The organism is Flavobacterium koreense (assembly GCF_054776075.1).
Genome location: NZ_BAAHCF010000008.1, coordinates 139392 through 164931, shown reverse-complemented (window position 1 = coordinate 164931; position 25540 = coordinate 139392). Strand labels below are relative to the sequence as shown.

Genomic DNA, 25540 nt, shown 5'->3' with positions numbered 1-25540 from the left:
ATTATGGCACAAAAAACTAATACTCAAAATAAAGGTCAAGTAAAAGACATAAAATATTATTCAAAAAAGTTTTGGAAATTATTTTTTTACACTCTTGGCGGACTTTTTCTTTTCTTTCTATTTGCTTCATGGGGTCTTTTTGGAAAGATGCCTTCTTTTGAAGATTTAGAAAATCCAGATTCTAATTTAGCTACCGAAATCATTTCTTCTGACGGAGTTACTTTAGGTAAATTTTATAACGAAAATAGAACTGCTATCAAGTACAAGGATTTACCAAAATCACTAGTAGATGCACTAGTTTCCACTGAAGACGAACGATTCTATGAACACTCTGGAATTGATGCAAGAAGGACTTTTGGTGCCGCTCTAAAACTAGGAAAAGATGGAGGTGCGAGTACCATCACTCAACAATTAGCAAAAAATTTATTCCATGGAGAAGGATCTAAATTTCTTCCTTTTAGAATGGTACAAAAAGCTAAAGAATGGATTATTGCAATTCGCTTAGAAAGACAATATACCAAACAAGAAATTATTGCTTTATACTTAAATCAAGTTGATTTTGTTAATGGGGCTGTTGGAATTCGCTCAGCATCTAAAGTATATTTTAGTAAAGAACCACGTGATTTAACTGTCGAAGAAAGTGCTTTATTGGTTGGAATGTTAACAAATCCATCAAGATTCAACCCAAATCGTTTTCCAGAAAGAGCTCTTAAAAGAAGAAATATTGTGCTTGGTCAATTGGTTCGAAATAAACATTTAGAAGAATCTGCAAAGAAAATTTTAGAGAAAAAACCAATAAAATTAAATTTTCATCCTGAAAGTCATCTGGACGGAACAGCAACATATTTTAGAGAATATCTTCGTGATTACATGAAGAATTGGGTTAAAGAAAATAAGAAACCAGACGGAGAAGAATACGATATCTATGGTGATGGATTGAAGATTTACACTACTATTGATTCAAAGATTCAAGAACATGCAGAAGAAGCTGTTTTGGCTCACATGAAAAACCTTCAAGAAGAATTTTGGACGCAACAGAAAGGAAATAAAAATGCTCCTTTTATAAATATTACTGATGCTGAAACAGATAAAATCATCAAACAAGCAATGAAAAACTCTGAAAGATGGAGAATTTTAAAAGCTGATGAAAAAACAGATGAAGAAATCATTGCCTCATTCAGTAAAAAAACCAAAATGACTGTATTTACCTGGAAAGGTGAAAGAGATACTATTATGACTCCACTGGATTCTATTAGATATTACAAACACTTCTTGCAAGCTGGATTAATGTCTATGGAACCTCAAACAGGTCAAGTGAAAGCATGGGTTGGAGGAATAAATTATAAATATTTCCAATACGATCACGTTGGTCAAGGTGCGCGTCAAGTAGGTTCAACATTTAAACCTTTTGTTTATGCTACGGCTATTGAGCAACTAGGAATGTCTCCTTGCGATACTATAATTGATGGACCTTTTATGATAAGAAAAGGACGCCACCATGTAACCGAAGATTGGGAACCAAGAAATTCTGATCAAAAATACCGAGGAATGGTTACTTTGAAGAAAGCATTGGCAAATTCTATCAACACTATTTCGGCTAAATTAATTGATAAAACCGGACCAGAAGCTGTTGTAGAATTAACCAAAAAACTTGGTGTTACAACAGAAATTCCTGTGCAACCAGCTATTGCACTTGGAGCAGTAGATATTACGGTTCAAGATATGGTTGCTGCTTATAGTACATTCGCAAATCAAGGTGTTTATATAAAACCACAATTTATATCAAGAATTGAAGATAAAAATGGAGCTATCATTTACGAACCAGTTCCAGAATCTCATGATGTTTTAAATAAAGATGTTGCTTTTGCGGTAATTAAACTTCTTGAAGGTGTTACTGAAGGTGGCTCTGGTGAAAGACTTAGAACTGAAGGTGGCGGAAGTGGTGATAATCGTTGGACTGGATATCCATATATGTTTAAAAATCCTATTGCAGGAAAAACTGGAACTACACAAAACCAATCTGATGGTTGGTTTATTGGAATGGTTCCAAACTTAGTAACTGGTGTTTGGGTTGGTTGTGAAGATCGTTCGGCTCGTTTCAAAAGCATCACTTATGGTCAAGGAGCTACAGCAGCTTTGCCTGTTTGGGGATATTTTATGGAAAAATGTTATGAAGATAAAGACCTCCAAATATCGACAGATGAATTTGAGCGACCAGATAATTTTGCTATAAAAGTAGATTGTTGGACAGCTCCAAAGCCTTCTGTAGCAACAGATTCAACAGATACAGAAGAACAAAACACTGACGAATTTGGTCTTTAAAATTTAGAAAATAAAATTCATAGTTAAAATTATGATTAATAAAAAAGTAAATTCAGTTCAAGACGCACTTCAAGGCATTGAAGATAATATGACTATTATGTTAGGCGGTTTTGGACTATGTGGAATTCCTGAAAACTCCATTGCAGAGTTGGTTAAAAAAGGAACAAAAAACCTAACTTGTATTTCCAATAATGCTGGTGTTGACGATTTTGGTTTGGGATTATTATTACAACAAAAGCAAATCAAAAAAATGATTTCGTCTTACGTTGGTGAAAATGCCGAGTTTGAACGTCAAATGCTTTCAGGTGAGTTAGAAGTTGAATTAATTCCTCAAGGAACTCTTGCGGAACGTTGTCGTGCAGCACAGGCAGGAATACCTGCATTCTTTACTCCTGCAGGTTATGGAACCGAAGTTGCTATTGGAAAAGAAGTTCGTGAATTTAACGGAAAAATGCATGTAATGGAACACGCTTTTAAAGCCGATTTTTCTATTGTAAAAGCATGGAAAGGCGACGAAGCAGGAAACCTAATTTTCAAAGGAACTGCTAGAAATTTCAATCCATCAATGTGTGGCGCTGGAAAAATAACTATTGCAGAAGTTGAAGAACTTCTTCCAGCAGGAAGCTTAAATCCTAATGAAATTCACATTCCAGGAATATTAATTCAAAGAATCTTCCAAGGCGAAAAATTTGAAAAAAGAATTGAGCAACGTACCACTCGTAAAAGAGCATAATCATGGCATTAGATAAAAACGATATAGCAAAAAGAATAGCTAAAGAAGTAAAAGATGGCTATTATGTAAACTTAGGAATTGGTATTCCGACTTTGGTTGCCAATTATGTTCGCACCGATATTTCTGTAGAATTTCAAAGTGAAAATGGCGTTCTAGGAATGGGACCATTTCCATTTGAAGGTGAAGAAGATGCCGATTTAATCAACGCAGGAAAACAAACCATCACAACATTACCAGGAGCAAGTTTCTTCGATTCGGCTTTCAGCTTCGGAATGATTCGTGGTCAACATGTAGATTTAACCATTCTTGGCGCAATGGAAGTTTCAGAAAATGGCGATATTGCCAACTGGAAAATCCCAGGAAAAATGGTAAAAGGAATGGGTGGCGCTATGGATTTAGTCGCCTCTGCCGATAATATTATTGTAGCTATGATACATGTCAATAAAGCTGGCGAAAGTAAAATTCTTAAAAAATGTACTTTGCCTTTAACTGGTGTTGGCTGTGTTAAAAAAGTAGTTACTGAATTAGCCGTTTTAGAAATCACACCAAATGGATTTAAATTATTAGAACGCGCACCAGGAGTTTCTGTTGAACATATTATTGCATCAACAGAAGCAGAATTAATCATTGATGGCGATATTCCTGAAATGATGATTGATTAATAAAAACATCAACTTTTAAATAAAAAAACCACAAAATTCGATTGAGTTTTGTGGTTTTCTTTTTATTCTAATAATGCTTATTTTCTACTTTCCAAATACTCTAATAAAACTTCGTTGGCATTCCCAAAGGTTGGAAATTGTTCTACAACACTCACAGCTCGTTTTTTATTCAATTTGTAAGTCACATCAAATTCTGTAGTGAACAAAATTGCACTTAAGAAAGGATTATTAATAAATTCTAATAATCTTGGAAAAGCATTTTCTATCGTATGAATTTCAAATAGTTCTTCCTGCTGAAACTTGAATTTTAACTCCAATTTCAAAACATCTTCATCCATTATCGGACGCACATAAATATTCATCAATTCTGCATTTCCGATGGTTTTTGCTAAAGTTAATTTGGCAAAAGTTCCATCTTCTAAACTCGATTTAACTTTGGTATAAAATTCCGAAAATGATTCTTTAAAAGGCATTTGATTGATTTTAATAGCCACAGATTCACAGATTAATTATAGTAATCTGTGAATCTGTGGCTAATTATTTTTATAAGTTAGCAAAGAAATCGTTTCCTTTATCATCAGTAATAATAAAAGCTGGGAAATCTTTAACTGTAATTTTTCTTACGGCTTCCATTCCGAGTTCTTCGAAGTCTACAACCTCAACTTTTAGGATATTATCTTGAGCTAAAATCGCTGCTGGTCCACCAATTGATCCTAAATAGAATCCTCCATAAGTTTTACAAGCTTCCATAACTTCTTTGGTACGATTTCCTTTGGCAAGCATTATCATACTTCCGCCAGCTTTTTGGAATTCTTCTACATAAACATCCATTCGTCCTGCAGTTGTTGGTCCGAAACTTCCTGATGGCATTCCGTCTGGTGTTTTTGCTGGACCGGCATAATATACAGGATGGTTTTTGAAATATTCTGGCATTGGTTTTCCTGCATCCAAAAATTCTTTGATTTTGGCATGCGCAATATCTCTGGCAACAATTAAAGTTCCGTTTAATTTCAAACGAGTTTTAATTGGATATTTAGATAATTCTGCTAAAATTTCTGCCATCGGACGATTCAAATCAACCTCAACTGCAGCTTCTAAATGTGGTGGAACTGCTGGTAAAAATTGCTGTGGATTTACCTCTAATTGTTCTAAGAAAACTCCATCTTTTGTGATTTTTCCTTTGATATTTCTATCAGCAGAACATGAAACTCCTAATCCAACCGGACAAGAAGCAGCATGACGTGGCAAACGAATTACACGAACATCATGAGCAAAATATTTTCCTCCAAATTGTGCTCCAATAGCACTTTCTTGACAATATTGTAATACTTTCTGTTCCCATTCTAAATCACGAAAAGCTTGACCAGCCATGTTTCCAGTAGTTGGAAGATTATCAAAATATCCTGCAGATGCTTTTTTAACTGCTGCTAAATTTGCCTCAGCAGAAGTTCCTCCAATTACTAAAGCCAAATGGTAAGGCGGACAAGCAGAAGTTCCTAAATCTTTAATTTTTTCACGAACAAACTCTTCCATTGATTTTTCGTTCAACAGAGATTTTGTTTTTTGATATAAGAATGTTTTATTCGCAGAACCACCACCTTTTGTTAAAAATAAAAACTCATACGAAGCTCCTTTTTTAGCATAAATATCAATTTGTGCTGGCAAATTCGAACCTGAATTTTTCTCTTCAAACATCGAAATCGGAACAATTTGTGAGTAACGAAGATTCTTATTTTGAAAAGTGTTGAAAATTCCTTTTGATAACCATTCGGCATCATCAACTCCAGTGTAAACATTTTCACCTTTTTTTGCCATGACAATTGCTGTTCCAGTGTCTTGGCAAGATGGTAGTTGACCTTCAACGGCTACAGATGCATTTTGCAATAAATTATAAGCGACGAATCTATCATTATCAGTCGCTTCTGGATCATTTAATATGTTGTTTAGCTTTTGCAAATGCGCTGTTCGCAACATAAATGAAACATCATTCATAGCTTCTTGCGCCATTAATTCTAATGCTTTCGGGTCAACGGTAAGAATTTCTCTGTCGCCAAATTGCTCTACTTTTACGTAATCTGAAGTAAGTTTTTTGTATTGCGTATCGTCTTTTAATATCGGATACGGATCTTGATATATAAAGTCCATTGTGAAATATTTTTGAAATGTAAAGTTACGGATAACCTGCAAGGTTTCCAAAACCTTGTAGGTTTGTTTATTGTAATTTTAAACATTTATACCTATGAGGCTAAAAAGACCTTATAAGATTTATTGTTCGAAAGTAAATCTTTCAGTTAAAAAATCATTTTTAAAATTATGACAAAAGATGAAATTGTCAACGTTATCAAAGTAACTCAAAACTTCAGTTCTAGCTAACTTTGTTTGATTAGTGGAAATAATTGATTGAAATGAAGAAAACTTATAAGTTTTGTAATCTATATTTAAGTGATGTTTAGGATTGAGATGGATATATTGAATTATGTTTCTTAAATAATTTTCATCTTGAATTTTTATCCTTTTAAAATGTTTTTCGAATAAACTCCCTGTTCTATTGTTTTGTTTATTAAAAGCCTTTGCATAAGAATTAAAAAAAATTGAAAATGCTTGAGTTACTGCCTTTTCATCATCAACTAATTTGATAAGAAAATGGAAATGATTATCCATTAAACAATAAGCAAAAACTTCTATTTTACCGTTTAAATGTTTTGAAAGTAATTTTAGAAAATAGGATTTATTATCATCGGATAAAAAAATATTTTCACTATTTATTCCTCTATTATAAATGTGGTAGAAATGGTCTCTTTCTAAAACTTCTAATTTCATAGACTTTCATTTATACCTACAAGGTTTTGGAAACCTTGCAGGAAAACACTAAAAAAACCAACTAGCCACAAAAATTGCAGTAATCACACAAATTACATCTACTAAAAGCATTGTTCCTAGAGCATATCGAGTGTTTTTTATATTAACCGAACCGAAATAAACTGCAATAACATAGAACGTACTTTCGGCACTACATTGAAAAATACTACTCAATCTTCCTGTCATTGAATCGGCACCAAATGTATTCATAGAATCAATCAAAAAACCTCGTGAGCCAGCAGAGCTAAAAGGACGAAGCAATGCAACAGGTAAAGCATCCGTAATTTCTTTTGCCACACCCAAATTAGAAAAAATAAAAGCTATCCAATTGCTGATAATTTCAAATAAACCACTATTTCTGAACAACGAAATAGCAACTAACATTCCTAAAACATAAGGAAAAATAGTGACTCCAGTTTTAACGCCATTATTTGCTCCAACCACAAATGCTTCATAAACGGTGGTGTTTGCTTCTGTAAATTTCTTTTCTTTTACGAATGATAATATCAATGTGAAAACAATAATTACTACCAAAATCAAAGCGGAAAGATTAGAAGTAAAATAATTTTTACCTATTAAATCCAAATGATTTACATACATCAACAAACCAATAATTGCACCTATCATTCCCATTAATCCTGCAACCAAAGACGCACTTTTGAAGTTGATTTTTTGCTTTATTCCTACAATTAAAAACGCTGCAATTGTTCCAATAAAAGAGGTAATTATACAAGGTAACATCACATCAGCAGGATTTGCAGCGCCAGCTGCAGCGCGATATCCAATAATTGAAGTTGCAATTAATGTAAGTCCAGAAGCATGTAAGCACATGAACATGATTTGTGCATCACTAGCTTTATCCTTTTCTGGATTTATTTCTTGTAAACTTTCCATGGCTTTTAATCCAAATGGTGTTGCTGCTGAATCTAATCCTAAGAAATTTGCAGCAAAATTTAGCGTCATATAAGAAATTGAAGGATGATTTTTTGGAATACTTGGAAATACTTTTACAAAAACTGGACTTAATATTTTCGCCAATTTTTGTGATGCGCCAGAGATAATCAAAAGTTCCATCAGTCCACAGAAAAATGCTAAATAAGCCATAAGTGGTAAAATCAAATCAAGCAAAGTGCTTTTGCAGGTTGGCAATAATCCATCTGATTTTTGCTTTCCACTATAAATTTTTACAACTTTATTAGAAAAAACATATGTAGAATCAATATTCAAAGTATCACGATTTATGACCATCGTTTTATCTGGAGCCTTTTCGATACTGTCTTTTATAAAAGCAGGTAAATCTTGAAGATATTTTTCAGAAACTAAAATTGGATCGTCTTTTTTTCCGTTTAAAACGAAATCAATAGTGTAGTTACTTCCAGAGAATAAGCTAAAAATCACAAAGATAATTGATGAAATAAAGATAACGAGCCAAAATCTACTTAATACCATGGTTTTTTGTTTTTGTAAATATAACTATTTATAAAAATATGCCACAGATTCAAAGATTAATTTGATAGTAGGAATATAAATTATACACTAAAATTTTAATCCAATTTTAATAAAATCAATAAAATTTCAATTTTAAAATCAGTGAATCTGTGGCTTATTTATCTATACGTGGTGTATCTCGTCTTCTACCAATAAATCTTCTTTTCTGAAACGAAGGAAAACTTGTGCCACAGCAATCACATCTTTTTCGCAATAAGTCACAATTCTATCTATGTCTTTTTCTACATAAAAAACATTACCTACTTGGCTTCCGTCGATGTCTCCTTTTGGTGAAGGAATTCCGAGGATTTTGGTTAGTAATTTTAAAGAAGTAAAATGCTTATAATCACCAAATTTCCATAACTCTAAGGTATCTAAATGCTGGATTTCCCAAGGCTTTTTCCCAAATAGATTAAGTTTGTTTGGAATGGAAACATTGTTGATAATCATTCGACGTGCGATAAATGGAAAATCAAATTCTTTGGCATTGTGCCCACAAAGAATATTTTGAGAACCATCGAAATGATTATTTAGTAGATTATTGAAGTCTAATAAAATTTTCTTTTCTTCTCCAAAAAAAGAGGTTACTCTAAAGTTTCGAATGTCACCTTTGGTTGTAAAATAACCAACAGAAATACAGACTATTTTTCCGAATTCGGCCCAAATTCCTGCTCTGTCATAAAATTCTTCGGCTGTGAATTCGTCTTTGCGTTGGTATTGAGTTTTTTGTTCCCAAAGTTGTTTCATTTCATCGTCAAGCGAGTTGAAATTTTCTTCTAATGGAACCGTTTCTATGTCAAGAAACAAAATGTTGTCTAAGCGGATTTTTTCAATCATAATAAGAATTTATATGGCGTTTATATTTATTAAATTACCCTGATTAACACGTAATTAGGTTGCGAATATAATTAAAATGACTTTAAATTTCCAAATTAAAATAAAAAAAACTCCTTGAATAAGTTAAAACAAACTTTGTTGATGGCTTGGTGTTTCGTGTTCAAGAAGCCATTTTTTGCGCCATAAACCTCCAGCGTAACCTGTTAATGAACCATCTGTTCCAATAACTCTGTGGCATGGAACTACAATCCAAAGTGGGTTTTTACCATTAGCTGATGCTACTGCTCGAATAGCTTTTACATCACCGAGTTTTTTGGATAAATCCATGTAGGACATTGTTTTTCCGAAAGGAATATTGAGTAACTCTTGCCATACTTTTTTTTGGAAATCGGTTCCTTTTGGATTTAATTTGAAATCAAAATCTTTACGTTTTCCTTCAAAATATTCTTGAAGTTGTGACACTGCTTCTTGGAGTTCGTTAGGAATTTTTGTGGAAAGTTCACCTTCGGCTAAAACGGAAATTATAGAAACTCCGTTTTCATCGCCAACAATTTTGGTGATTCCGAGTGGTGAATTTATGAAAGCAGTTTTTGACATTCTCTTTAGAAAGTCTAAATATAAAAAAAATCACAAAGCAAAAAGTAAAAACTCCTCACTTTGTGATTTCAAATTAAACATGAAATTTTATTTTACTTGACTGTAAATGTATTGTTCTAAAGATTGTAATTCTTCGTCGGAAAACGTTTTTGTTAAAGCAAAATTGGCTTTCATCACTTCAAATTGTGTTGGGTCAACGATTGGTTCACCTTCGCCTTTTAGAAATGTGACCATGTTTGCATTTTTCTCTTTGTAGATTTCTGCAATATCGATTATGCTTGGTCCAACTAATTTAATATCGAGTTTATGGCAAGTTGCACAAGTTCCTTTTCCTTCAAAGATTTCTTTTCCTTTTTCGGCTAATGGAAATGCTGACACTTCAGGTTTGGTTGCTTCTACATTTTCTTTTTCTTCTGAAATTGGGTTGCCAAATTTATCTGTTTTTTTGTCTCCACCACAACTTATCAAAATTAGTGCTATTGCTAAAGTTAGTGATTTTAAAATTGTTTTCATTTTCCTTTTATTTAATATAATCAAAGGTACATCTGATTGTTTAAGTTAAATATGATTTTTATCAGAGAATAAAAATTCAATACAAATGCTATTTAGCCCTGATGCAAGGGAATCTCGTCTTTTGGGACGAGAAGGAAAGGCAGCAGGAATAAGGTTTGCTGATAAATCCCGAGCCATTCGCTCCTATTTATTCAAAATAATCGCAGCTTCTTTAGCAAAATAAGTTGAAATTAAACTTGCTCCTGCACGTTTGATGCACATTAATTGTTCCATCATGATTTTGTCGTGATCGAGCCAACCTCTTTCGGAAGCGGCTTTAATCATTGCATATTCGCCTGAAACATGAAAAACAGTTACCGGAACATTCACCGCATTTTTAACTTCGCGAACGATATCCAAATAAGCAATTCCTGGTTTTACCATAACCATATCGGCGCCTTCTTCAACATCCATAAGTGCCTCTTTTATGGCTTCGATGCGGTTGGCGTAATCCATTTGGTAGGTTTTTTTGTCTTTTGGTACTTCGACATCGGCTTCTTTTGGCGCGCTGTCTAAAGCATCACGAAAAGGCCCATAAAATGCTGAAGCGTATTTTGCTGAATAACTCATAATTCCCACATTATGGAAACCTGCAGCGTCTAATCCTTGGCGTAAACGCAAAACTCGTCCGTCCATCATATCACTTGGTGCTACGAAATCGGCTCCAGCTTGTGCGTGAGAAACGGCCATTTTTACTAAGGCATCGTTGGTTGCATCGTTGGCAATATCACCGTTTTCGATAATTCCGTCGTGACCGTAAATTGAGTAAGGATCGAGAGCAACATCGGGCATAACAATCATTTCTGGACAAGCCGATTTTATTGCTTTGATAGCTCTTTGCATCAATCCGTTTGAGTTCCAAGCTTCTTTTCCGGTGTTGTCTTTTAGAGATTCATCAACTTTTACGTAAATGTTTACGGCACGAATTCCTAAAGCAAAAAGTTCTTTTACTTCTTCGACTGTTAAATCTATTGAACGACGAAAAATTCCGGGCATTGATGGAATTTCAACTTTATAATTTTCGCCTTCTGCAATAAACATTGGGAACATGAAATCACTTGGACTTAATGTTGTTTCGCGAACTAAACTTCTTATGGATTCGTTTACTCTTAAACGACGTCCTCTTTGTAATGGAAACATATTATTTTAGATTTTAGATATTAGATATTAGATATTTTTATAATCTAAATCCAATCAATTGGTGATTCTAATACTTTAATTAATTTTTCTTCTTCGCTGCCAACTTCTGGATGATGGTCGTAAACCCATTGTACATTTGGTGGTAAACTCATTAAAATACTTTCAATTCTTCCGTTGGTTTTTAGTCCGAAAAGTGTGCCTTTGTCGTGAACTAAATTGAATTCTACATAACGACCACGTCGGATTTCTTGCCAAGTTCGTTGCGCTTCAGTATAAGGTAACTCTTTTCTTTTTTCTACAATTGGAACGTAGGCTTGAAGGAAACTGTTTCCGACTTCGGTTACGAAATTGTACCAATCTTCCATTTTCATGGTTTCTGTTTCTTTGCAATAATCGAAGAACAATCCACCTAATCCTCGAGCTTCGTTTCTGTGCGCATTCCAAAAATAAGCATCGCATTGTTTTTTATATTTTGCATAAAACTCTGGATTGTGTTTATCGCAAGCTGTTTTGCAAGTTTGATGAAAATGAATGGCATCTTCTTCAAATAAATAATAAGGTGTTAAATCTTGTCCGCCACCAAACCAACTATTGATTACATTTCCGTTATCATCATACATTTCAAAATAGCGCCAATTGGCATGAACCGTTGGAACCATCGGGCTTTTTGGATGAATTACTAAGCTCAATCCGCAGGCAAAGAAATCGGCTTCACCAACGTTAAACATTTTTTGCATCGCTTCTGGTAATTTTCCGTGAACTGCCGAAATGTTTACGCCACCTTTTTCAAAAACTTGTCCGTTTTCTATAACTCGTGTTCTTCCACCACCGCCTTCTGGACGTTCCCAAATGTCTTCACGGAATTTGGCAACACCATCTACTTCTTCCAATTTGGAAGTGATTTGGTTTTGTAGGTTTTGGATGTATGTTAGGAATTTATTTTTCATTGTATAATTCATATAATTCCATATCTAATGGTGTTTCATTAGTTGGAGTAAACTCGTTTAGTAAAGTTTTTTGCCAAACAAAACCGTTATTAACTGCTACTTTTACACTCCCTAAATTGGATTTGTGTGCAATAATTTGAAGTGTTTTCAATCGCAATTCTTCAAAAGCAAATTTAGTCATTTCTGCTACTGCAAACGAAGTAATACCTTTTCCTTCAAATTGTGAACCGATGCAATATGCAAATTCACCTTGTTTTTTATCCCAATCTATTTTCTTGATTATGATTAAACCAACTATTTGAATATCATTATTTCTAATAACATATGTAAAATTAGTCCTTTCTGCTATTTCTTTATTTTTTACTGTAATGTATTCTATTGATTTCTCAAATGTTTCATTATCTGAAAGTGTTTTTGGGAAATAATATTTTAAATGTTCACTATTATCACTAATAAACTTATGCAACTGATTGGCATCTGTTGAATTTAGAGGATTAATTGTGAACTTTTGTGATGTCATTACTTATTATACTCCTTAACCGCTTCAATAAAAGCTTTTGCATGATCTACTGGAATATTTGGTAAAATTCCGTGACCAAGATTTACAATGTAATTGTCTTTTCCGAATTCGTCTATCATTTCGTGAACCATTTTCTTGATAGTTGGAATTGGTGATAACAATCTTGATGGATCGAAATTTCCTTGTAATGTGATTTTTCCGCCTGTTAAATAACGAGCGTTTCTTGCCGAACAAGTCCAATCTACACCAAGTGCTGATGCTTTACTTTTCGCCATATCGTTCAATGCAAACCAACAACCTTTTCCGAAAACAATAACTTTAGTGTCTTCTGCCAAAGCTTCCACGATTTGGTTGATGTATTTCCAAGAGAATTCTTGATAATCTACTGGCGATAACATTCCGCCCCAAGAATCGAAAATTTGAACTGCGTTTACTCCTGATTTTACTTTTTCTTTTAAATATAAAATCGTTGTGTCGGTGATTTTTTGCAATAATGTATGAGCCGCAACTGGGTTCGAAAAACAAAATCCTTTCGCCGTATCAAAACTTTTAGAACCTTTTCCTTCTACGCAATAGCAAAAAATGGTCCAAGGCGAACCTGCAAAACCAATAAGCGGAACCTCATCGTTCAACATTTCTTTGGTCAATTTGATTGCATCAAAAACGTAACCTAAAGTTTCATTCACATCTGGAACAATCACTTGATTTACTTGCTCCATTGTGCGAATTGGATTTGGAATAATTGGTCCCAAATTGTCTTTCAATTCAACGTGAATTCCCATCGCTCTTGGTACTACCAAAATATCAGAAAATAAAATCGCTGCATCTGGTTTTACAATTCTAATTGGTTGAACTGTAATTTCTGCTGCTAATTCTGGAGTTTCGCAACGTGTGAAAAAATCGTATTTGTCACGTAATGCTCTGAATTCTGGTAAATATCTTCCTGCTTGACGCATCATCCAAACTGGTGGACGTTCTACGGTTTCGTTATTTAATGCTCTTAAAAATAGGTCGTTTTTTAACATTGTTTAAAAGTTTAAAGTTTAAAGTTTAAGGTTGTTTAGCCTCAACATCAAACTAATTTTTATAATATTCTACTACTTCTGTAATCACATTTTCAACCGATGGTTTTTCTGCAATTATGATGTTCTTTACTTTTTTGTTTTCTAATGCTTCTGCGGTGGTTTCTCCTATGCAAAAGCAGATTTCGTCTTTTATGGTATTCAATTTGAAATAACTTTCAACTCCTGATGGACTGAAGAATAGTATTCCGTCTAACTTTTCTTTAATTTTTTTTGAAGTGATGTTGGTTTCATAAACTTCGATTTCGTTGAATGTTATTCCGTTTTCTTTTAAGGTGTTTGGTAAAACATCTCGACGTAAATTTCCGCTGAAAAAGGTGTAACTTTCTTTTCCGTAAATTAACGAAATGATTTCTGCTAAATCTGCTGCATAACCTGTGTAAGCAATAACATTAAATCCGTTTTCTGTTAATAAATCCTTGGTTTTCATTCCAACAGAAAAAACATTTTTGCTTTTCAGTTCATTGCATTTTGGATGTTGTAAAATACTTTGAACTGCATTTTGACTGGTAAAAATTAGATTTTCATTTACTTTTGAAAGTTCAAAATTCTTGATTTTAGTTTCAATGAAATCTTCTTCTATTAATGAAATATTGGCGTCGAGTAAAACTTGCTTTTGATTGGGTAAAAGCTTTTTGGCAGATAATATGTTGATTTGTTTTGTCATTGTTTTTTGGAACACAGATTTAAGAAATTAGAGGAATTTACTTTTTTAGTGTCTTTTTGATTTCTGCCATTAATGCTGTTCCGCCATTATTTAAAATTTCTTGAGCTGCATTGAAACCTAATTTTTTCCATTCTGAAATATCTACTACTTTTTCGATTTCTAATTTTTGTTTTCCGTCGATGGATAATAAAACTCCTTTAAAATTAATGGTGTCTTCTTTCTCATTATAGGTTGCTATTGCTCCAATTGGCGCTGTACATCCGCCTTCTAATGTTTTTAGAAATTGTCTTTCTATATAGGTGCAAATTTCGGTTTCGATGTGATTTAGTTGTGAAAGTGCGTCTAAAGTAAATTCATCTTCAGCCATTGCAACCACAACCATTGCTCCTTGTGCTGGCGCTGGAATCATCCAATCTAAATTGATGTAATTATCTGGTTTTAAATTGATTCTTTCTAATCCTGCTGCTGCAAAAACGGCTCCGTTCCAATCATTTTCTTGTAGTTTTTGCATTCTGGTATTCACATTTCCACGTAAATCGACTACATTATGGTTTGGATATTTATTCCACCACATTGCTTGACGACGCAAACTTCCTGTGGCAATCGTTCCGTTAGATTCTAAAAAATCTAAGTTTCCTTTGTGAACTAAAATGTCTAAAATATTGGCTCTTTCTAAAACGGCTGCTTGCACAATTCCGATTGGCAAAGCTGTTGGAACATCTTTCATTGAATGCACTGCAATATCAACTTGACCGTTAATCATTGCAATGTCTAATGTTTTGGTGAAAATTCCGGTGATTCCGAGTTCGTAAAGTGGTTTATCGAGAATGATATCACCTTGCGATTTTACGGCAATAATTTCGGTTTTATAACCTAAATCGTTGAGTTGTTTTTGAACGGTGTGTGCTTGCCAAAGTGCTAATTCACTGTCGCGAGTTCCTATACGTATTGTTTTTTCAGACATTTTATTCTTTTTTGAACCATTAAGGAATTAAGGTTCATTAAGGTTTATTATTGTGAAATTTTATTTTATAAAAATGATTTCTCTTGTTCTAGCTGAAAGACTTTTTCAATCCATTCAATTCCTTCTTCCATTGAGTCGCCATCTTTTAAATGGTTTACAAAATGATTCGTGATTTTTTGAATGATTCTATTACTAATTAATTCGGCTTGTTCTTCGTCAAAATTAGCTAATTTTTTACGTTGAAAATTCAGCTCGCCGTCTTTGATAGAATTTAATTTCTCTTTCAGAGCATGAATAGTCGGCGCAAACTTTCTGTTTTTGGTCCAAGCTATAAATTCTTCTTTGATTTCCTCTATAATTGCTTCGGCTTGAGGAATATGTAGTTTTCTGTTTTCCAAAGTTTCATCCGTCATTTGCGACAAATGATCCATGTGAATTAAAGTAACGCCTTCAATATCTTTTACATTTTCGTTTACATTCTTCGGAATAGATAAATCTAAAATCAATAACGGTTTTTTAAGATTCAAAATAGCTTTGTCAACTGTTGGATTTTGAGCACCTGTTGCTACTACAACTACATCTGCTTTTTGTAGTTCCAATTGTAAATCGGCGTAATCTTTTACAACAACATCTAATTTTTGAGCTAATTTTTCTGCTTTGTCTTTGGTGCGATTGATCAAAGTAATTTGCTCGTGTTTGGTATGCTTTACAAGGTTTTCACAAGTATTTCTTCCGATTTTTCCTGTTCCAAAAAGAAGAATATTTTTATTAGAAATATCTTCTACATTTTTGAAAATGTATTGCACCGATGCAAAAGAAACAGAAGTTGCACCCGAAGAAATTTCGGTTTGCGTTTTAATTTTTTTACTCGCTTGAATAACAGAATTAACTAATCTTTCTAGAAATGAATTTACCATTCCGTTAGATTTACTTTCATTAAAAGCGGTTTTTATTTGACTAATAATTTCGAAATCACCAAGAATTTGACTGTCTAAACCTGTTCCAACGCGAAACATATGATTAATTGCTTCTTGATTTTTATAGATATAAGCAACTTCTTGAAATTCTTCTACAGAACCTTGACTATTAGCACATAAAAGTTTGATTAATTGATATGGATGTTGTGCAAAACCATAAATTTCAGTTCGATTGCAAGTAGAAGTAACGATTAAAGAATCAATTCCTTCGGCTTCGGCTTGTATAAGTAAAGTTGCTTTAGCTTGAGCATCTAGACTGAATTTTCCTCTTATTGCTGCATCGGCTTTTTTGTAGCTTAAGCCTAATGCATAAAAAGTGGCGTGTTTCGACATATTAAAATTTTCCATATTTGTACTTTACCTAAAAGTTCAACAAAAATATTACTATACTATTTATAAAAGTAACGCTCAAAGTACTTTTTGTATCGCTGTGCGAATTTTTAAACCTTATTTGACTTTTTAGCGTTATTTATTATAAATTTGCAATGAAATCAAGTCTTTCAGAATATCTTATATGGATTAATTCTAAATAAGCAAGAAACATGATTCCAAAATCATATACGAAAAAATATCGCTATGGGTTCACAAGAAGAAATAAAAATTGAAAATGATTTTACCTTAATTCGTTTTCAAAATGATGGAAATGAGAATTTTCACGTGAAAAGACATGTTAATCAAGGCCTTATTCAATTTCACTTTGGCATTAAAGGAAAAGCAAAATTTGTATTTAATGATGGTAATTATGCTTTAGATTTGAGAGAAGAAAAAGCACTTTTATTTTACAATCCGCAAAAAGAATTGCCCTTAAATCTAGAAATCGCTCCAAATTCGTGGGTAATTTCAGTAATCATATCTATTCAAAAATTCCACGGATTGTTTTCTACAGAAGCCGAACATATTCCTTTTTTGAGTGAGGAAAATAAAGATAAAAAATATTATAAAGAAACTGATATTAGTCCATCGATGGCGATTGTTTTAAGTCAGTTGTTTCATTATAATTTGAATCCATCAATTAAAAATTTATATTATAAAGGTAAAGGATATGAATTATTGAGTTTGTATTTCAATCGTTCGGAAGATCCAAATGCTGAACAATGTCCGTTTTTGATTGATGAAGAAAACGTTTTGAAAATCAAAAAAGCCAAAGAAATTATCATTCAAAATATGGCAGAACCACCAGGTTTAGAAGAATTGGCAGAACAAGTTGGATTAAGTTTGAAAAGACTAAAAATGGGTTTCAAGCAAATTTATGGCGATACGGTTTACGGATTTCTATTTGATTATAAAATGGATTACGCCCGACAATTATTAGACAGCGGTTCGTATAATGTAAATGAAGTTGGACTAAAAATTGGTTACAGCACCGGAAGTCATTTTATTGCAGCGTTCAAGAAAAAATTTGCTACAACTCCAAAGAAATATTTGATGTCAATAAATCCGAATACTTAACCTGATAAATTTCGTATATCAAACAATCGATAAAAAAAACATAAACATAAAATCTTAAAAAAGTAGATTAGTTACTTTTACAAAAAATTGCAACAATGAAAGGAGTATTATTAGTAAATTTAGGTTCACCAGAAAGTCCAACAGCTAAAGATGTTAAGCCGTATTTAGATGAATTTTTAATGGATAAATACGTAATTGACGTTCCGTTTTTATTACGTGCCTTATTAGTTAGAGGTATCATTTTACAAACAAGACCAAAAAAATCAGCTGAAGCTTATGCTCGCATTTGGACAAGTGAAGGTTCTCCTTTAATTGTACTTTCAAAAAAAATGCATCAAAAAGTTCAGAAATTAGTTGATGTTCCTGTGGCTTTAGCCATGCGTTATGGAACTATAACTATTGAAAAAGGATTACAAGAATTAAAAGATAAAGGTGTGACCGAAGTTATGCTTTTGGCGCTTTATCCTCAATATGCGATGGCTTCAACCAAGACGATTTGGGCTTTGGCAGATGAGTTAGTGGCGTCAAAATTTCCTGAAATGAAGTTGACAAAAGTTCCGGCATTTTATAACAAACCCGATTATATTCAGGCATTATCTAATTCAATCAAAAAACATTTAGAAGGATTTGATTACGATCATTTGTTGTTCTCTTATCACGGAATTCCGAAACGTCATATTCGTAAAACCGACGTAACCAAATCACATTGTGCTATTGATGGTTCATGTTGTAGCACACCTTCGCCAGCACACGAATTTTGTTATCGTCATCAATGTTATGAAACAACAAGACAAGTGGTAAAATTGTTGGGAATTCCCGAAGGAAAATACAGCCAAACATTCCAATCAAGATTGGCAGGTGACAAATGGTTAACGCCTTACACGGATGTTGAAATCAACAAAATGCCAGAACAAGGAATTAAGAAATTGGCCGTCGTAACTCCAGCATTCGTAGCCGATTGTTTAGAAACTTTGGAAGAGATTGCAATGGAAGCTAACGAACAATTTTTACACCATGGTGGCGAAGAATTTATGGCAATTCCATGTATGAATGATGAAGACGAATGGTGTGGTGTTGTTGCGAATTGGATTGAAGATTTTAAAAATAACTAATTTAGTTTGCAGTCTCAGTCACAGTATACAGATGCGACTGAAAACTGAAAACTGAGAACTGAAATATGGAACTCTACAACTATATAAAATCACTTCATTTAATATTTGTAATCACTTGGTTTGCAGGATTATTTTATATTGTTCGTTTATTTGTTTATCAAATTGAAGCCAATGAAAAACCTTCTCCAGAAAGAGAAATTTTATTAAACCAATACAAAATAATGACTTATCGCCTTTGGTTTATTATTACATGGCCAAGTGCGGTTTTAGCAACTTTATTTGCAGCTTGGTTATTGTTTCTGATGCCTGCTTGGTTGCAAATGCCGTGGATGCACGTGAAACTCGGATTTGTTTTGGCGTTGTTTTTGTACCATCTAAAATGTCATCAAATTTATAAACAATTGCAAAACGACAAATTCAACTATTCTTCTAATTTTATGCGCCTTTGGAATGAAGGTGCCACAATTATTTTATTTGCTGTAGTTTTTTTAGTAATTTTAAAAAATGCTTTCAATTGGATTTATGGCGTAATCGGAATCTTTTTGTTTTCGATTTTAATTATGCTCGGATTCAAATTTTATAAAAGAATAAGAGAAAAGAAGTAATTAGTAATTGGTGAAGAGTAAATAGCTATTCACTAATCACTATTCACTAATCACTACAAAATGAAAAACTTCAAATTTTCAATGCTATCACTTCGAATTAGGATTTTCCTTTCGATGATTGTATTGATTTTGATTGCTTCCATTCTAATGGCTTCCATTTCTGTGATTCAGTTTAAAAACGAAGCTCGAAATTACCATCAAGAACGTTTAGAACGTAAAGAAGACGCTGTAAAAGAACACATAAATTACATTTTATCTAACACCACTTATCCGTTAACGGAAAAAAATCTGCCGTTAATTTTTAAAGACAAAATCCACGAACTTTCAGATATTCATAATGTTGAAATAAACATATATAGTTTGAATGGAAATCTTTTAAAATCGTCTAAAGCTTCTTTTTCTGTTGATAGTATTTCGCCTCCTATTCCAAAATACATTATCAAATTGGTGCAATCGTCTATCGAAAAAAGGTACGTCGATATTAAAAGTGTAGATGGAATCAAAAACCGTTCATCTTATACACAAATCAAAGACGATAAATTCAAACCACTCGGGATTTTGAATTTACCATATGTTGACGACGATAGTTTTTATGAAAATGAAATTCAAGAATTCTTAATTCGATTGAGTCAGGTTTATTTTTTCATGTTGATTATTGCCTTTGCTTTGGCTTATTTTTTGGCGTCCTACATCACACAATCATTGAAAACCATTTCCGATAAAATTAACGAAACCAGTTTAAATCAAAAGAACGAAAAAATCGTAATTGAAGCCAACAGTCGCGAGATTAATTCGTTGATAAAAGCTTATAATGCCATGGTTGACAAATTGGAAGAAAGCGCCACCATGTTAGCACAAAGTGAACGTGAACAAGCTTGGCGCGAAATGGCAAAACAAGTCGCTCACGAGATTAAAAATCCGCTTACTCCAATGCGTTTGACGGTGCAAAGTTTTGAAAGAAAATTCAATCCAGAAGATCCTGATTTGAAACAAAAACTGAACGATTATACCAAAACATTGATTCAGCAAATTGATACGATGACTTCGGTTGCATCAGCATTTTCAAATTTTGCTTCGATGCCAGCACAACAAAATGAAACCCTAAATGTGGTAGAAGTGGTAGAATTTTCATTAGATATTTTCAATGAAGAATACATCACATTTGAAAGCGAAGAAGAAGAAATTATCACGATAATGGACCGAACGCAATTGATTAGAATTATAACTAATTTGGTCAAAAATGCTATTCAAGCCATTCCAGAAGAACAAACTGAAAAATCAATTTTGGTTGCCGTAAAACGAGAAGAAAACAACGTAAACATTACGGTAAAAGACAACGGAATTGGAATTGAATTGGAATACATTGAGCATATTTTCGAACCAAAATTCACCACCAAAACCAGTGGAATGGGATTAGGTTTAGGAATTATCAAAAACATTATAGAAAATTACAAAGGAACTATTACATTTGAAACTGAATTCGGAAAAGGAACAACATTTAAGGTTTCGCTTCCAATAATTGAAAAATAAAATCATGAACTTCGAAAACCTACTTATTACTTCAGAAAACGGAATTGGTCAAATTACCATTAATCGTCCATCAAAATTAAATGCTTTGAATGTGGCAACCATTCAAGAATTGCACAACGCTTTTGAAACATTAGATACAGATGCTACTACTAAAGTAATCATAATAACTGGTGAAGGTGAAAAAGCATTTGTTGCTGGCGCTGATATTTCTGAGTTTGCGAATTTTTCTGTGGAAGAAGGAGCACAATTAGCACAACAAGGACAAGAATTATTATTCGATTTTGTAGAAAATTTAAAAACGCCAGTAATTGCTGCTGTAAACGGATTTGCACTTGGTGGCGGATTAGAATTGGCAATGGCATGTCATTTTAGAGTAGCCTCAGACAATGCAAAAATGGGTTTACCTGAAGTTTCACTAGGAGTAATTCCAGGTTATGGCGGAACACAGAGATTACCTCAACTAGTAGGAAAAGGTCGCGCTATGGAATTAGTAATGACCGCTGGAATGATTGATGCAGAAACTGCAAAAACCTATGGATTAGTAAACCACGTTGTTCCTCAAGCAGAATTAATAGAATTCGCAAAAGGAATTGCTTCAAAAATTATGCGTAATTCTCCAGTAGCCATTGGATTTGCTATAAAAGCTATCAATGCAAATTTCAAAGACGGCGTTGATGGTTATAAAACTGAAATAAAAAACTTTGGAAAATGCTTCGGTACTGAAGATTTCAAAGAAGGAACTACTGCATTTTTAGAAAAAAGAAAAGCTGATTTTAAAGGAAACTAAATTAATAAAAAGAGAACCAAATTTGGTTCTCTTTTTATTTTTCACCATCCCATTCTGCATAAAATTGAGACAAGAAAAGTTCCATAAATTTATGTCTTTCTTGAGCTAAATTTTTACCAGTTTTGGTGTTCATTTTATCTTTTAGCAACAACAATTTTTCATAAAAATGATTGATTGTTGGTGCTTCACTTTTTTTATATTCTTCCTTGCTCATATTGAGTTTGGGAGCAATTTCAGGATTATATAACTGTCTGTTTTTGAATCCACCGTAATTGAATGTTCTTGCAATTCCGATGGCTCCGATAGCATCTAATCTATCGGCATCTTGAACAATTTCTAGCTCAATTGAATTGAATTTCTTTTCAAAATTTCCTCCTTTGAAAGAGATATTTTCGATAATGTTTACAACATGAACAATAATTTCATCAGCTACTTTTTGAGATTCTAAAAAAGCTCTGGCAACTTTTGGTCCAACGGTTTCGTCTCCATCATTGAATTTACTATCGGCAATATCATGAAGAAGCGCTCCAAGTTTTACAATTTGAATATCACAAACTTCATCTTGAGCAATCAACAAAGCATTTTTATACACTCTTTCAATATGAAACCAATCGTGACCAGCTTCAGCATTTTCGAGTTTTTGCTTTACAAATAAAATCGTGTTATCTATTAAACTCATATTACATTTTATAAAAAATTCCAAACTCTAAATAAATATTGGAATTTGGAATTTTAATATTGCTATTTTTTGAAAGTTTACTTTATCAAAGCAGGTTGCACCCATTTAAAAATATAATTTTCTTCAGGCAAAACCAATCTTTCCGAAATCTTAGCCATTCTTGCAGGTAATTTCATCAAATAATCTCTTGCTTTTTCGGCTTCATCAGTTAATCCAGAGATTTTGTCTATTTGCCATTTTTCAATTAATTTTTGCATAATATCAACATAATCATTGGCGGTATAAACACCCAATTTTTGTGCAGAATCTGAAAACTGATTGAATGCGGTACTTATAGATTGTCCTGATTCTCTCAAGAAATGAGCAGGCATTGTGATTTTTTGTTTCATCATGTATTGAAAAGCCAACATCATTTCGGAAGGATCAACTTTAAAAATTTGATTAACAAATTCAGAATATGCATGATGGTGACGCATTTCATCGCCAGCAATTAACTTACAAGCTTTTGATAATTTTTTATCGCCATAATCTTTAGCAATTTGCGAAACTCTGTTGTGAGAAACATAAGTAGCTAATTCTTGAAAACTAGTGTAAACAAAGTTTTTATAAGGATCTTTTCCTGTGCCAATATCAAAACCATCATTTATTAAATGTTGTGTTGTGATTTCAACTTCACGCATGTTTACTCTTCCTGATAGATAAAGATATTTGTTTAATAAATCTCCATGACGATTTTCTTCACCAGTCCATTGGCGCACCCATTTTGACCAACCATTTCTTCCTTCATTATCAACTCCTTCTACTTCCATTAACCACGATTCGTAGGTTGGAAGTGCTTCTTCGGTAATAGTGTCACCTACCATTGCTACCCAGAAATCGTAAGGTAAATCTTTAGCAATTTCTTGCAATTCTTTTACTTCTTCGAAGAAATTTTCGCTTTGAGAATCAGGAATTAAATCTGAAGGTTGCCATATTTTTTCAACCGGAATTAAAAATTGATCAACAAACTCATCAACCTTGTTTTCTAGAAATTGCATCACTTCCAGACGCATGTTTTTTATTGACATTTTATTTGTATTGTAGACTTTAGATTTGAGACAAAATAAAATCTGATTATTATTTTAACGATTGTACTACAGCTTTTTCTGTTTTTTCCATTAATTCTTCAAATGAAAAATCTTTTACCGCTATTGGATCATGAATGATAAATTCTAATCGATTTCCTAAACCCATCGGAAAAGCACCAAATTTAACCATTTTCCACGAATTATTTATAGAAATTGGCACAACATAGGCAGAAGGTGCGTATTTACATAATATTTTCAACCCACTTTGTGCGAATTCTTTTGGTTTTCCATCTTTACTTCTAGTCCCTTCCGGAAAAATTACTGCCGAACGTTTGTGTGTTTCAATATATTCTCCTAAACCTTTAATTGTTGGAATAGCTTGTTTTGGATCTTTTCTGTCAATCAACACCGAACCTCCATGACGTAAATTGTAAGATACACTTGGAATTCCCTTTCCTAATTCTTTTTTACTTACAAACTTGGCATGAAATTTTCTTAAATACCAAATCATCCCAATAATATCATACATACTTTGGTGATTGGCAACAAAAATTATCGGAACACCTTTAGGAATTTTATTAATGTTTCTAAATTGAAACCAAGTTCCCAATAGATTGGTACATTTTACTAGGCAAAAATTAAGATAATCTACACTTTTTTTGTGCGCTTGGTAGCCAAACACATTGAAACATATCCACTGAATTGGATGAAAAATTACCAAACACAATCCAAAACATAAGTAATAAATAACCGAAATTGGATAAGAAATTAGCTTTTCCATAGTTGAAAAAAAATTGTTGGCTAAAGTAATAAATATATTTTGGATGGAATTGTTTAAAACTCATTTATATAAACTTCATTTACATTCTTTTTTTAATTATTTTTACAACTTTAAAAGCCAAAAATATAGAAAAGATGAGTTCAGAAAAAGATGCAAAATTAAAAGCGTTACAACTTACGCTTGACAAATTAGACAAAACCTACGGAAAAGGAACCGTAATGAAAATGGGCGATAAAGCCGTTGAAGAAGTAGAAACTATTTCTTCAGGATCGTTAGGTTTAGATTTAGCTTTAGGCGTAAATGGATATCCAAAAGGAAGAATTATAGAAATATATGGTCCAGAATCTTCAGGTAAAACTACTTTAACCCTTCATGCTATTGCAGAAGCTCAAAAAGCAGGTGGAATTGCAGCATTTATTGATGCAGAACACGCTTTTGATAGAAATTATGCTGAAAAATTGGGTGTTGATATTGAAAATTTAATTATTTCTCAACCAGATAATGGTGAACAAGCATTAGAAATTGCTGAAAATCTTATCCGTTCAGGAGCAATTGATATTGTGGTTATTGACTCGGTTGCTGCTTTAACTCCAAAAAGTGAAATTGAAGGAGAAATGGGTGATTCTAAAATGGGATTACACGCTCGTTTAATGTCACAAGCACTTAGAAAATTAACAGGAACAATTAGCAAAACACATTGTACTGTTTTCTTCATCAATCAGTTGAGAGAGAAAATTGGTGTAATGTTTGGAAATCCTGAAACTACAACAGGAGGAAACGCATTGAAATTTTATGCTTCTGTTCGTTTAGACATTCGTCGTTCATCACAAATTAAAGATGGTGAAAATGTTATCGGAAATCGAACTAAAGTAAAAGTGGTTAAAAATAAAGTTGCGCCACCTTTTAAAACTGCTGAATTCGACATTATGTATGGAGAAGGCGTTTCTAAAACAGGAGAAATACTTGATTTGGCAGTAGAATTTGAAATAATTAAAAAAGCTGGTTCATGGTTTAGCTATGGTGAAACCAAATTAGGACAAGGTCGAGATGCAGTAAAAGCATTAATAAAAGACAATCCAGAATTGGCTGACGAATTAGAACTGAAAATCAAAGCATTGATCAAAGAAAATAACGCTTAAAAATAAATTATCCGCTTCGGCGGATTTTTTTTTATATTTATACG

Annotated in this window: 26 protein-coding genes; 9 read left to right on the top strand and 17 right to left on the bottom strand. The window is 33.0% G+C overall.

What is annotated here, in order from left to right; translation table 11 throughout:
* Window positions 1–3: 3 nt before the first annotated feature.
* From ACYU7A_RS04290 to ACYU7A_RS04280, 3 genes are read left to right on the top strand one after another with little or no spacing between them, the layout of a single operon-like run.
* The gene (locus ACYU7A_RS04290) at window positions 4–2322 is read left to right on the top strand and encodes a penicillin-binding protein 1A (protein ID WP_460574353.1); all 2319 of its coding nucleotides are present in this window, start codon (window positions 4–6) and stop codon (window positions 2320–2322) included.
* A gap of 31 nt (window positions 2323–2353) precedes the next feature.
* On the top strand, window positions 2354–3055 hold the full coding sequence (locus tag ACYU7A_RS04285; protein WP_345093230.1) for a CoA transferase subunit A: 702 nt from the start codon (window positions 2354–2356) through the stop codon (window positions 3053–3055).
* A 2-nt stretch (window positions 3056–3057) separates the two neighbouring features.
* The gene (locus ACYU7A_RS04280) at window positions 3058–3717 is read left to right on the top strand and encodes a CoA transferase subunit B (protein WP_460574350.1); all 660 of its coding nucleotides are present in this window, start codon (window positions 3058–3060) and stop codon (window positions 3715–3717) included.
* Window positions 3718–3794: 77 nt separating this feature from the next.
* Here ACYU7A_RS04280 and ACYU7A_RS04275 read toward each other — a convergent pair whose 3' ends face one another.
* The 14 genes from ACYU7A_RS04275 to hemA all read right to left on the bottom strand — a co-directional run bounded on the left by ACYU7A_RS04275 (window position 3795) and on the right by hemA (window position 16695).
* Window positions 3795–4190: a hypothetical protein gene (locus ACYU7A_RS04275; RefSeq protein ID WP_460574348.1), complete on the bottom strand. Its 396-nt coding sequence runs from the start codon at window positions 4188–4190 to the stop codon at window positions 3795–3797.
* A gap of 70 nt (window positions 4191–4260) precedes the next feature.
* The gene (locus ACYU7A_RS04270) at window positions 4261–5862 is read right to left on the bottom strand and encodes a fumarate hydratase (RefSeq protein WP_460574346.1); all 1602 of its coding nucleotides are present in this window, start codon (window positions 5860–5862) and stop codon (window positions 4261–4263) included.
* 120 nt (window positions 5863–5982) lie between these two features.
* Window positions 5983–6537, bottom strand: coding sequence for a transposase (locus ACYU7A_RS04265; protein WP_460574344.1), 555 nt, complete (start codon window positions 6535–6537; stop codon window positions 5983–5985).
* Window positions 6538–6585: 48 nt separating this feature from the next.
* Entirely contained in the window at window positions 6586–8025 is a 1440-nt protein-coding gene (locus ACYU7A_RS04260) for a nucleoside recognition domain-containing protein (RefSeq protein WP_460574342.1), read from the bottom strand.
* Between the two features lie 162 nt (window positions 8026–8187).
* Window positions 8188–8901 (bottom strand): 3'-5' exonuclease, encoded by a 714-nt coding sequence (locus ACYU7A_RS04255; protein ID WP_460574340.1) that lies wholly within the window; start codon window positions 8899–8901, stop codon window positions 8188–8190.
* A 123-nt stretch (window positions 8902–9024) separates the two neighbouring features.
* Window positions 9025–9498, bottom strand: a complete 474-nt coding sequence (locus ACYU7A_RS04250; RefSeq protein ID WP_460574338.1) for a methylated-DNA--[protein]-cysteine S-methyltransferase — start codon at window positions 9496–9498, stop codon at window positions 9025–9027.
* Between the two features lie 87 nt (window positions 9499–9585).
* Complete coding sequence (locus ACYU7A_RS04245; protein WP_460574336.1) at window positions 9586–10011, bottom strand: c-type cytochrome; 426 nt, start codon at window positions 10009–10011, stop codon at window positions 9586–9588.
* Window positions 10012–10194: 183 nt separating this feature from the next.
* A complete protein-coding gene (hemB, locus tag ACYU7A_RS04240) occupies window positions 10195–11190 on the bottom strand; it encodes a porphobilinogen synthase (protein WP_460574334.1) in 996 nt (331 codons plus the stop codon).
* 44 nt (window positions 11191–11234) lie between these two features.
* The gene (hemF, locus tag ACYU7A_RS04235) at window positions 11235–12137 is read right to left on the bottom strand and encodes an oxygen-dependent coproporphyrinogen oxidase (protein WP_460574332.1); all 903 of its coding nucleotides are present in this window, start codon (window positions 12135–12137) and stop codon (window positions 11235–11237) included.
* Window positions 12127–12657 (bottom strand): GNAT family N-acetyltransferase, encoded by a 531-nt coding sequence (locus tag ACYU7A_RS04230; RefSeq protein ID WP_460574330.1) that lies wholly within the window; start codon window positions 12655–12657, stop codon window positions 12127–12129. The genes hemF and ACYU7A_RS04230 overlap by 11 nt, the downstream gene beginning before the upstream one ends.
* Entirely contained in the window at window positions 12657–13682 is a 1026-nt protein-coding gene (gene hemE / locus ACYU7A_RS04225) for a uroporphyrinogen decarboxylase (protein WP_460574328.1), read from the bottom strand. The genes ACYU7A_RS04230 and hemE overlap by 1 nt, the downstream gene beginning before the upstream one ends.
* 52 nt (window positions 13683–13734) lie before the next feature.
* Window positions 13735–14406, bottom strand: a complete 672-nt coding sequence (locus ACYU7A_RS04220; RefSeq protein WP_460574326.1) for a uroporphyrinogen-III synthase — start codon at window positions 14404–14406, stop codon at window positions 13735–13737.
* Window positions 14407–14443: 37 nt separating this feature from the next.
* Window positions 14444–15370, bottom strand: coding sequence for a hydroxymethylbilane synthase (gene hemC / locus ACYU7A_RS04215; RefSeq protein WP_460574324.1), 927 nt, complete (start codon window positions 15368–15370; stop codon window positions 14444–14446).
* A gap of 65 nt (window positions 15371–15435) precedes the next feature.
* Window positions 15436–16695 (bottom strand): glutamyl-tRNA reductase, encoded by a 1260-nt coding sequence (hemA, locus tag ACYU7A_RS04210; RefSeq protein ID WP_460574323.1) that lies wholly within the window; start codon window positions 16693–16695, stop codon window positions 15436–15438.
* A gap of 228 nt (window positions 16696–16923) precedes the next feature.
* On the opposite strand from hemA, the gene ACYU7A_RS04205 reads away from it, so the two are divergent.
* From ACYU7A_RS04205 to ACYU7A_RS04185, 5 genes are all read left to right on the top strand, one after another.
* Window positions 16924–17796 carry a helix-turn-helix transcriptional regulator gene (locus tag ACYU7A_RS04205; protein WP_298308684.1) on the top strand — a complete coding sequence of 291 codons (873 nt, stop codon included), beginning with the start codon at window positions 16924–16926 and terminating at the stop codon, window positions 17794–17796.
* Window positions 17797–17891: 95 nt separating this feature from the next.
* Window positions 17892–18908 (top strand): ferrochelatase, encoded by a 1017-nt coding sequence (hemH, locus tag ACYU7A_RS04200; protein WP_460574322.1) that lies wholly within the window; start codon window positions 17892–17894, stop codon window positions 18906–18908.
* A 65-nt stretch (window positions 18909–18973) separates the two neighbouring features.
* The gene (locus ACYU7A_RS04195) at window positions 18974–19513 is read left to right on the top strand and encodes a CopD family protein (RefSeq protein ID WP_460574321.1); all 540 of its coding nucleotides are present in this window, start codon (window positions 18974–18976) and stop codon (window positions 19511–19513) included.
* A gap of 114 nt (window positions 19514–19627) precedes the next feature.
* Entirely contained in the window at window positions 19628–21043 is a 1416-nt protein-coding gene (locus ACYU7A_RS04190) for a sensor histidine kinase (RefSeq protein ID WP_460574812.1), read from the top strand.
* 4 nt (window positions 21044–21047) lie between these two features.
* Window positions 21048–21830 carry an enoyl-CoA hydratase/isomerase family protein gene (locus ACYU7A_RS04185; RefSeq protein WP_460574320.1) on the top strand — a complete coding sequence of 261 codons (783 nt, stop codon included), beginning with the start codon at window positions 21048–21050 and terminating at the stop codon, window positions 21828–21830.
* 34 nt (window positions 21831–21864) lie between these two features.
* Here the strand turns inward: ACYU7A_RS04185 and ACYU7A_RS04180 are convergent, their stop codons facing one another.
* The 3 genes from ACYU7A_RS04180 to ACYU7A_RS04170 all read right to left on the bottom strand — a co-directional run bounded on the left by ACYU7A_RS04180 (window position 21865) and on the right by ACYU7A_RS04170 (window position 24357).
* Entirely contained in the window at window positions 21865–22509 is a 645-nt protein-coding gene (locus ACYU7A_RS04180; protein ID WP_460574319.1) for an HD domain-containing protein, read from the bottom strand.
* 77 nt (window positions 22510–22586) lie between these two features.
* Complete coding sequence (locus ACYU7A_RS04175) at window positions 22587–23576, bottom strand: acyl-ACP desaturase (RefSeq protein WP_460574318.1); 990 nt, start codon at window positions 23574–23576, stop codon at window positions 22587–22589.
* A 49-nt stretch (window positions 23577–23625) separates the two neighbouring features.
* The gene (locus tag ACYU7A_RS04170) at window positions 23626–24357 is read right to left on the bottom strand and encodes a lysophospholipid acyltransferase family protein (protein WP_460574317.1); all 732 of its coding nucleotides are present in this window, start codon (window positions 24355–24357) and stop codon (window positions 23626–23628) included.
* Between the two features lie 134 nt (window positions 24358–24491).
* Between ACYU7A_RS04170 and recA the strand changes: the two genes are divergently transcribed.
* A complete protein-coding gene (recA, locus tag ACYU7A_RS04165) occupies window positions 24492–25496 on the top strand; it encodes a recombinase RecA (protein ID WP_345093314.1) in 1005 nt (334 codons plus the stop codon).
* Window positions 25497–25540 lie beyond the last annotated feature (44 nt).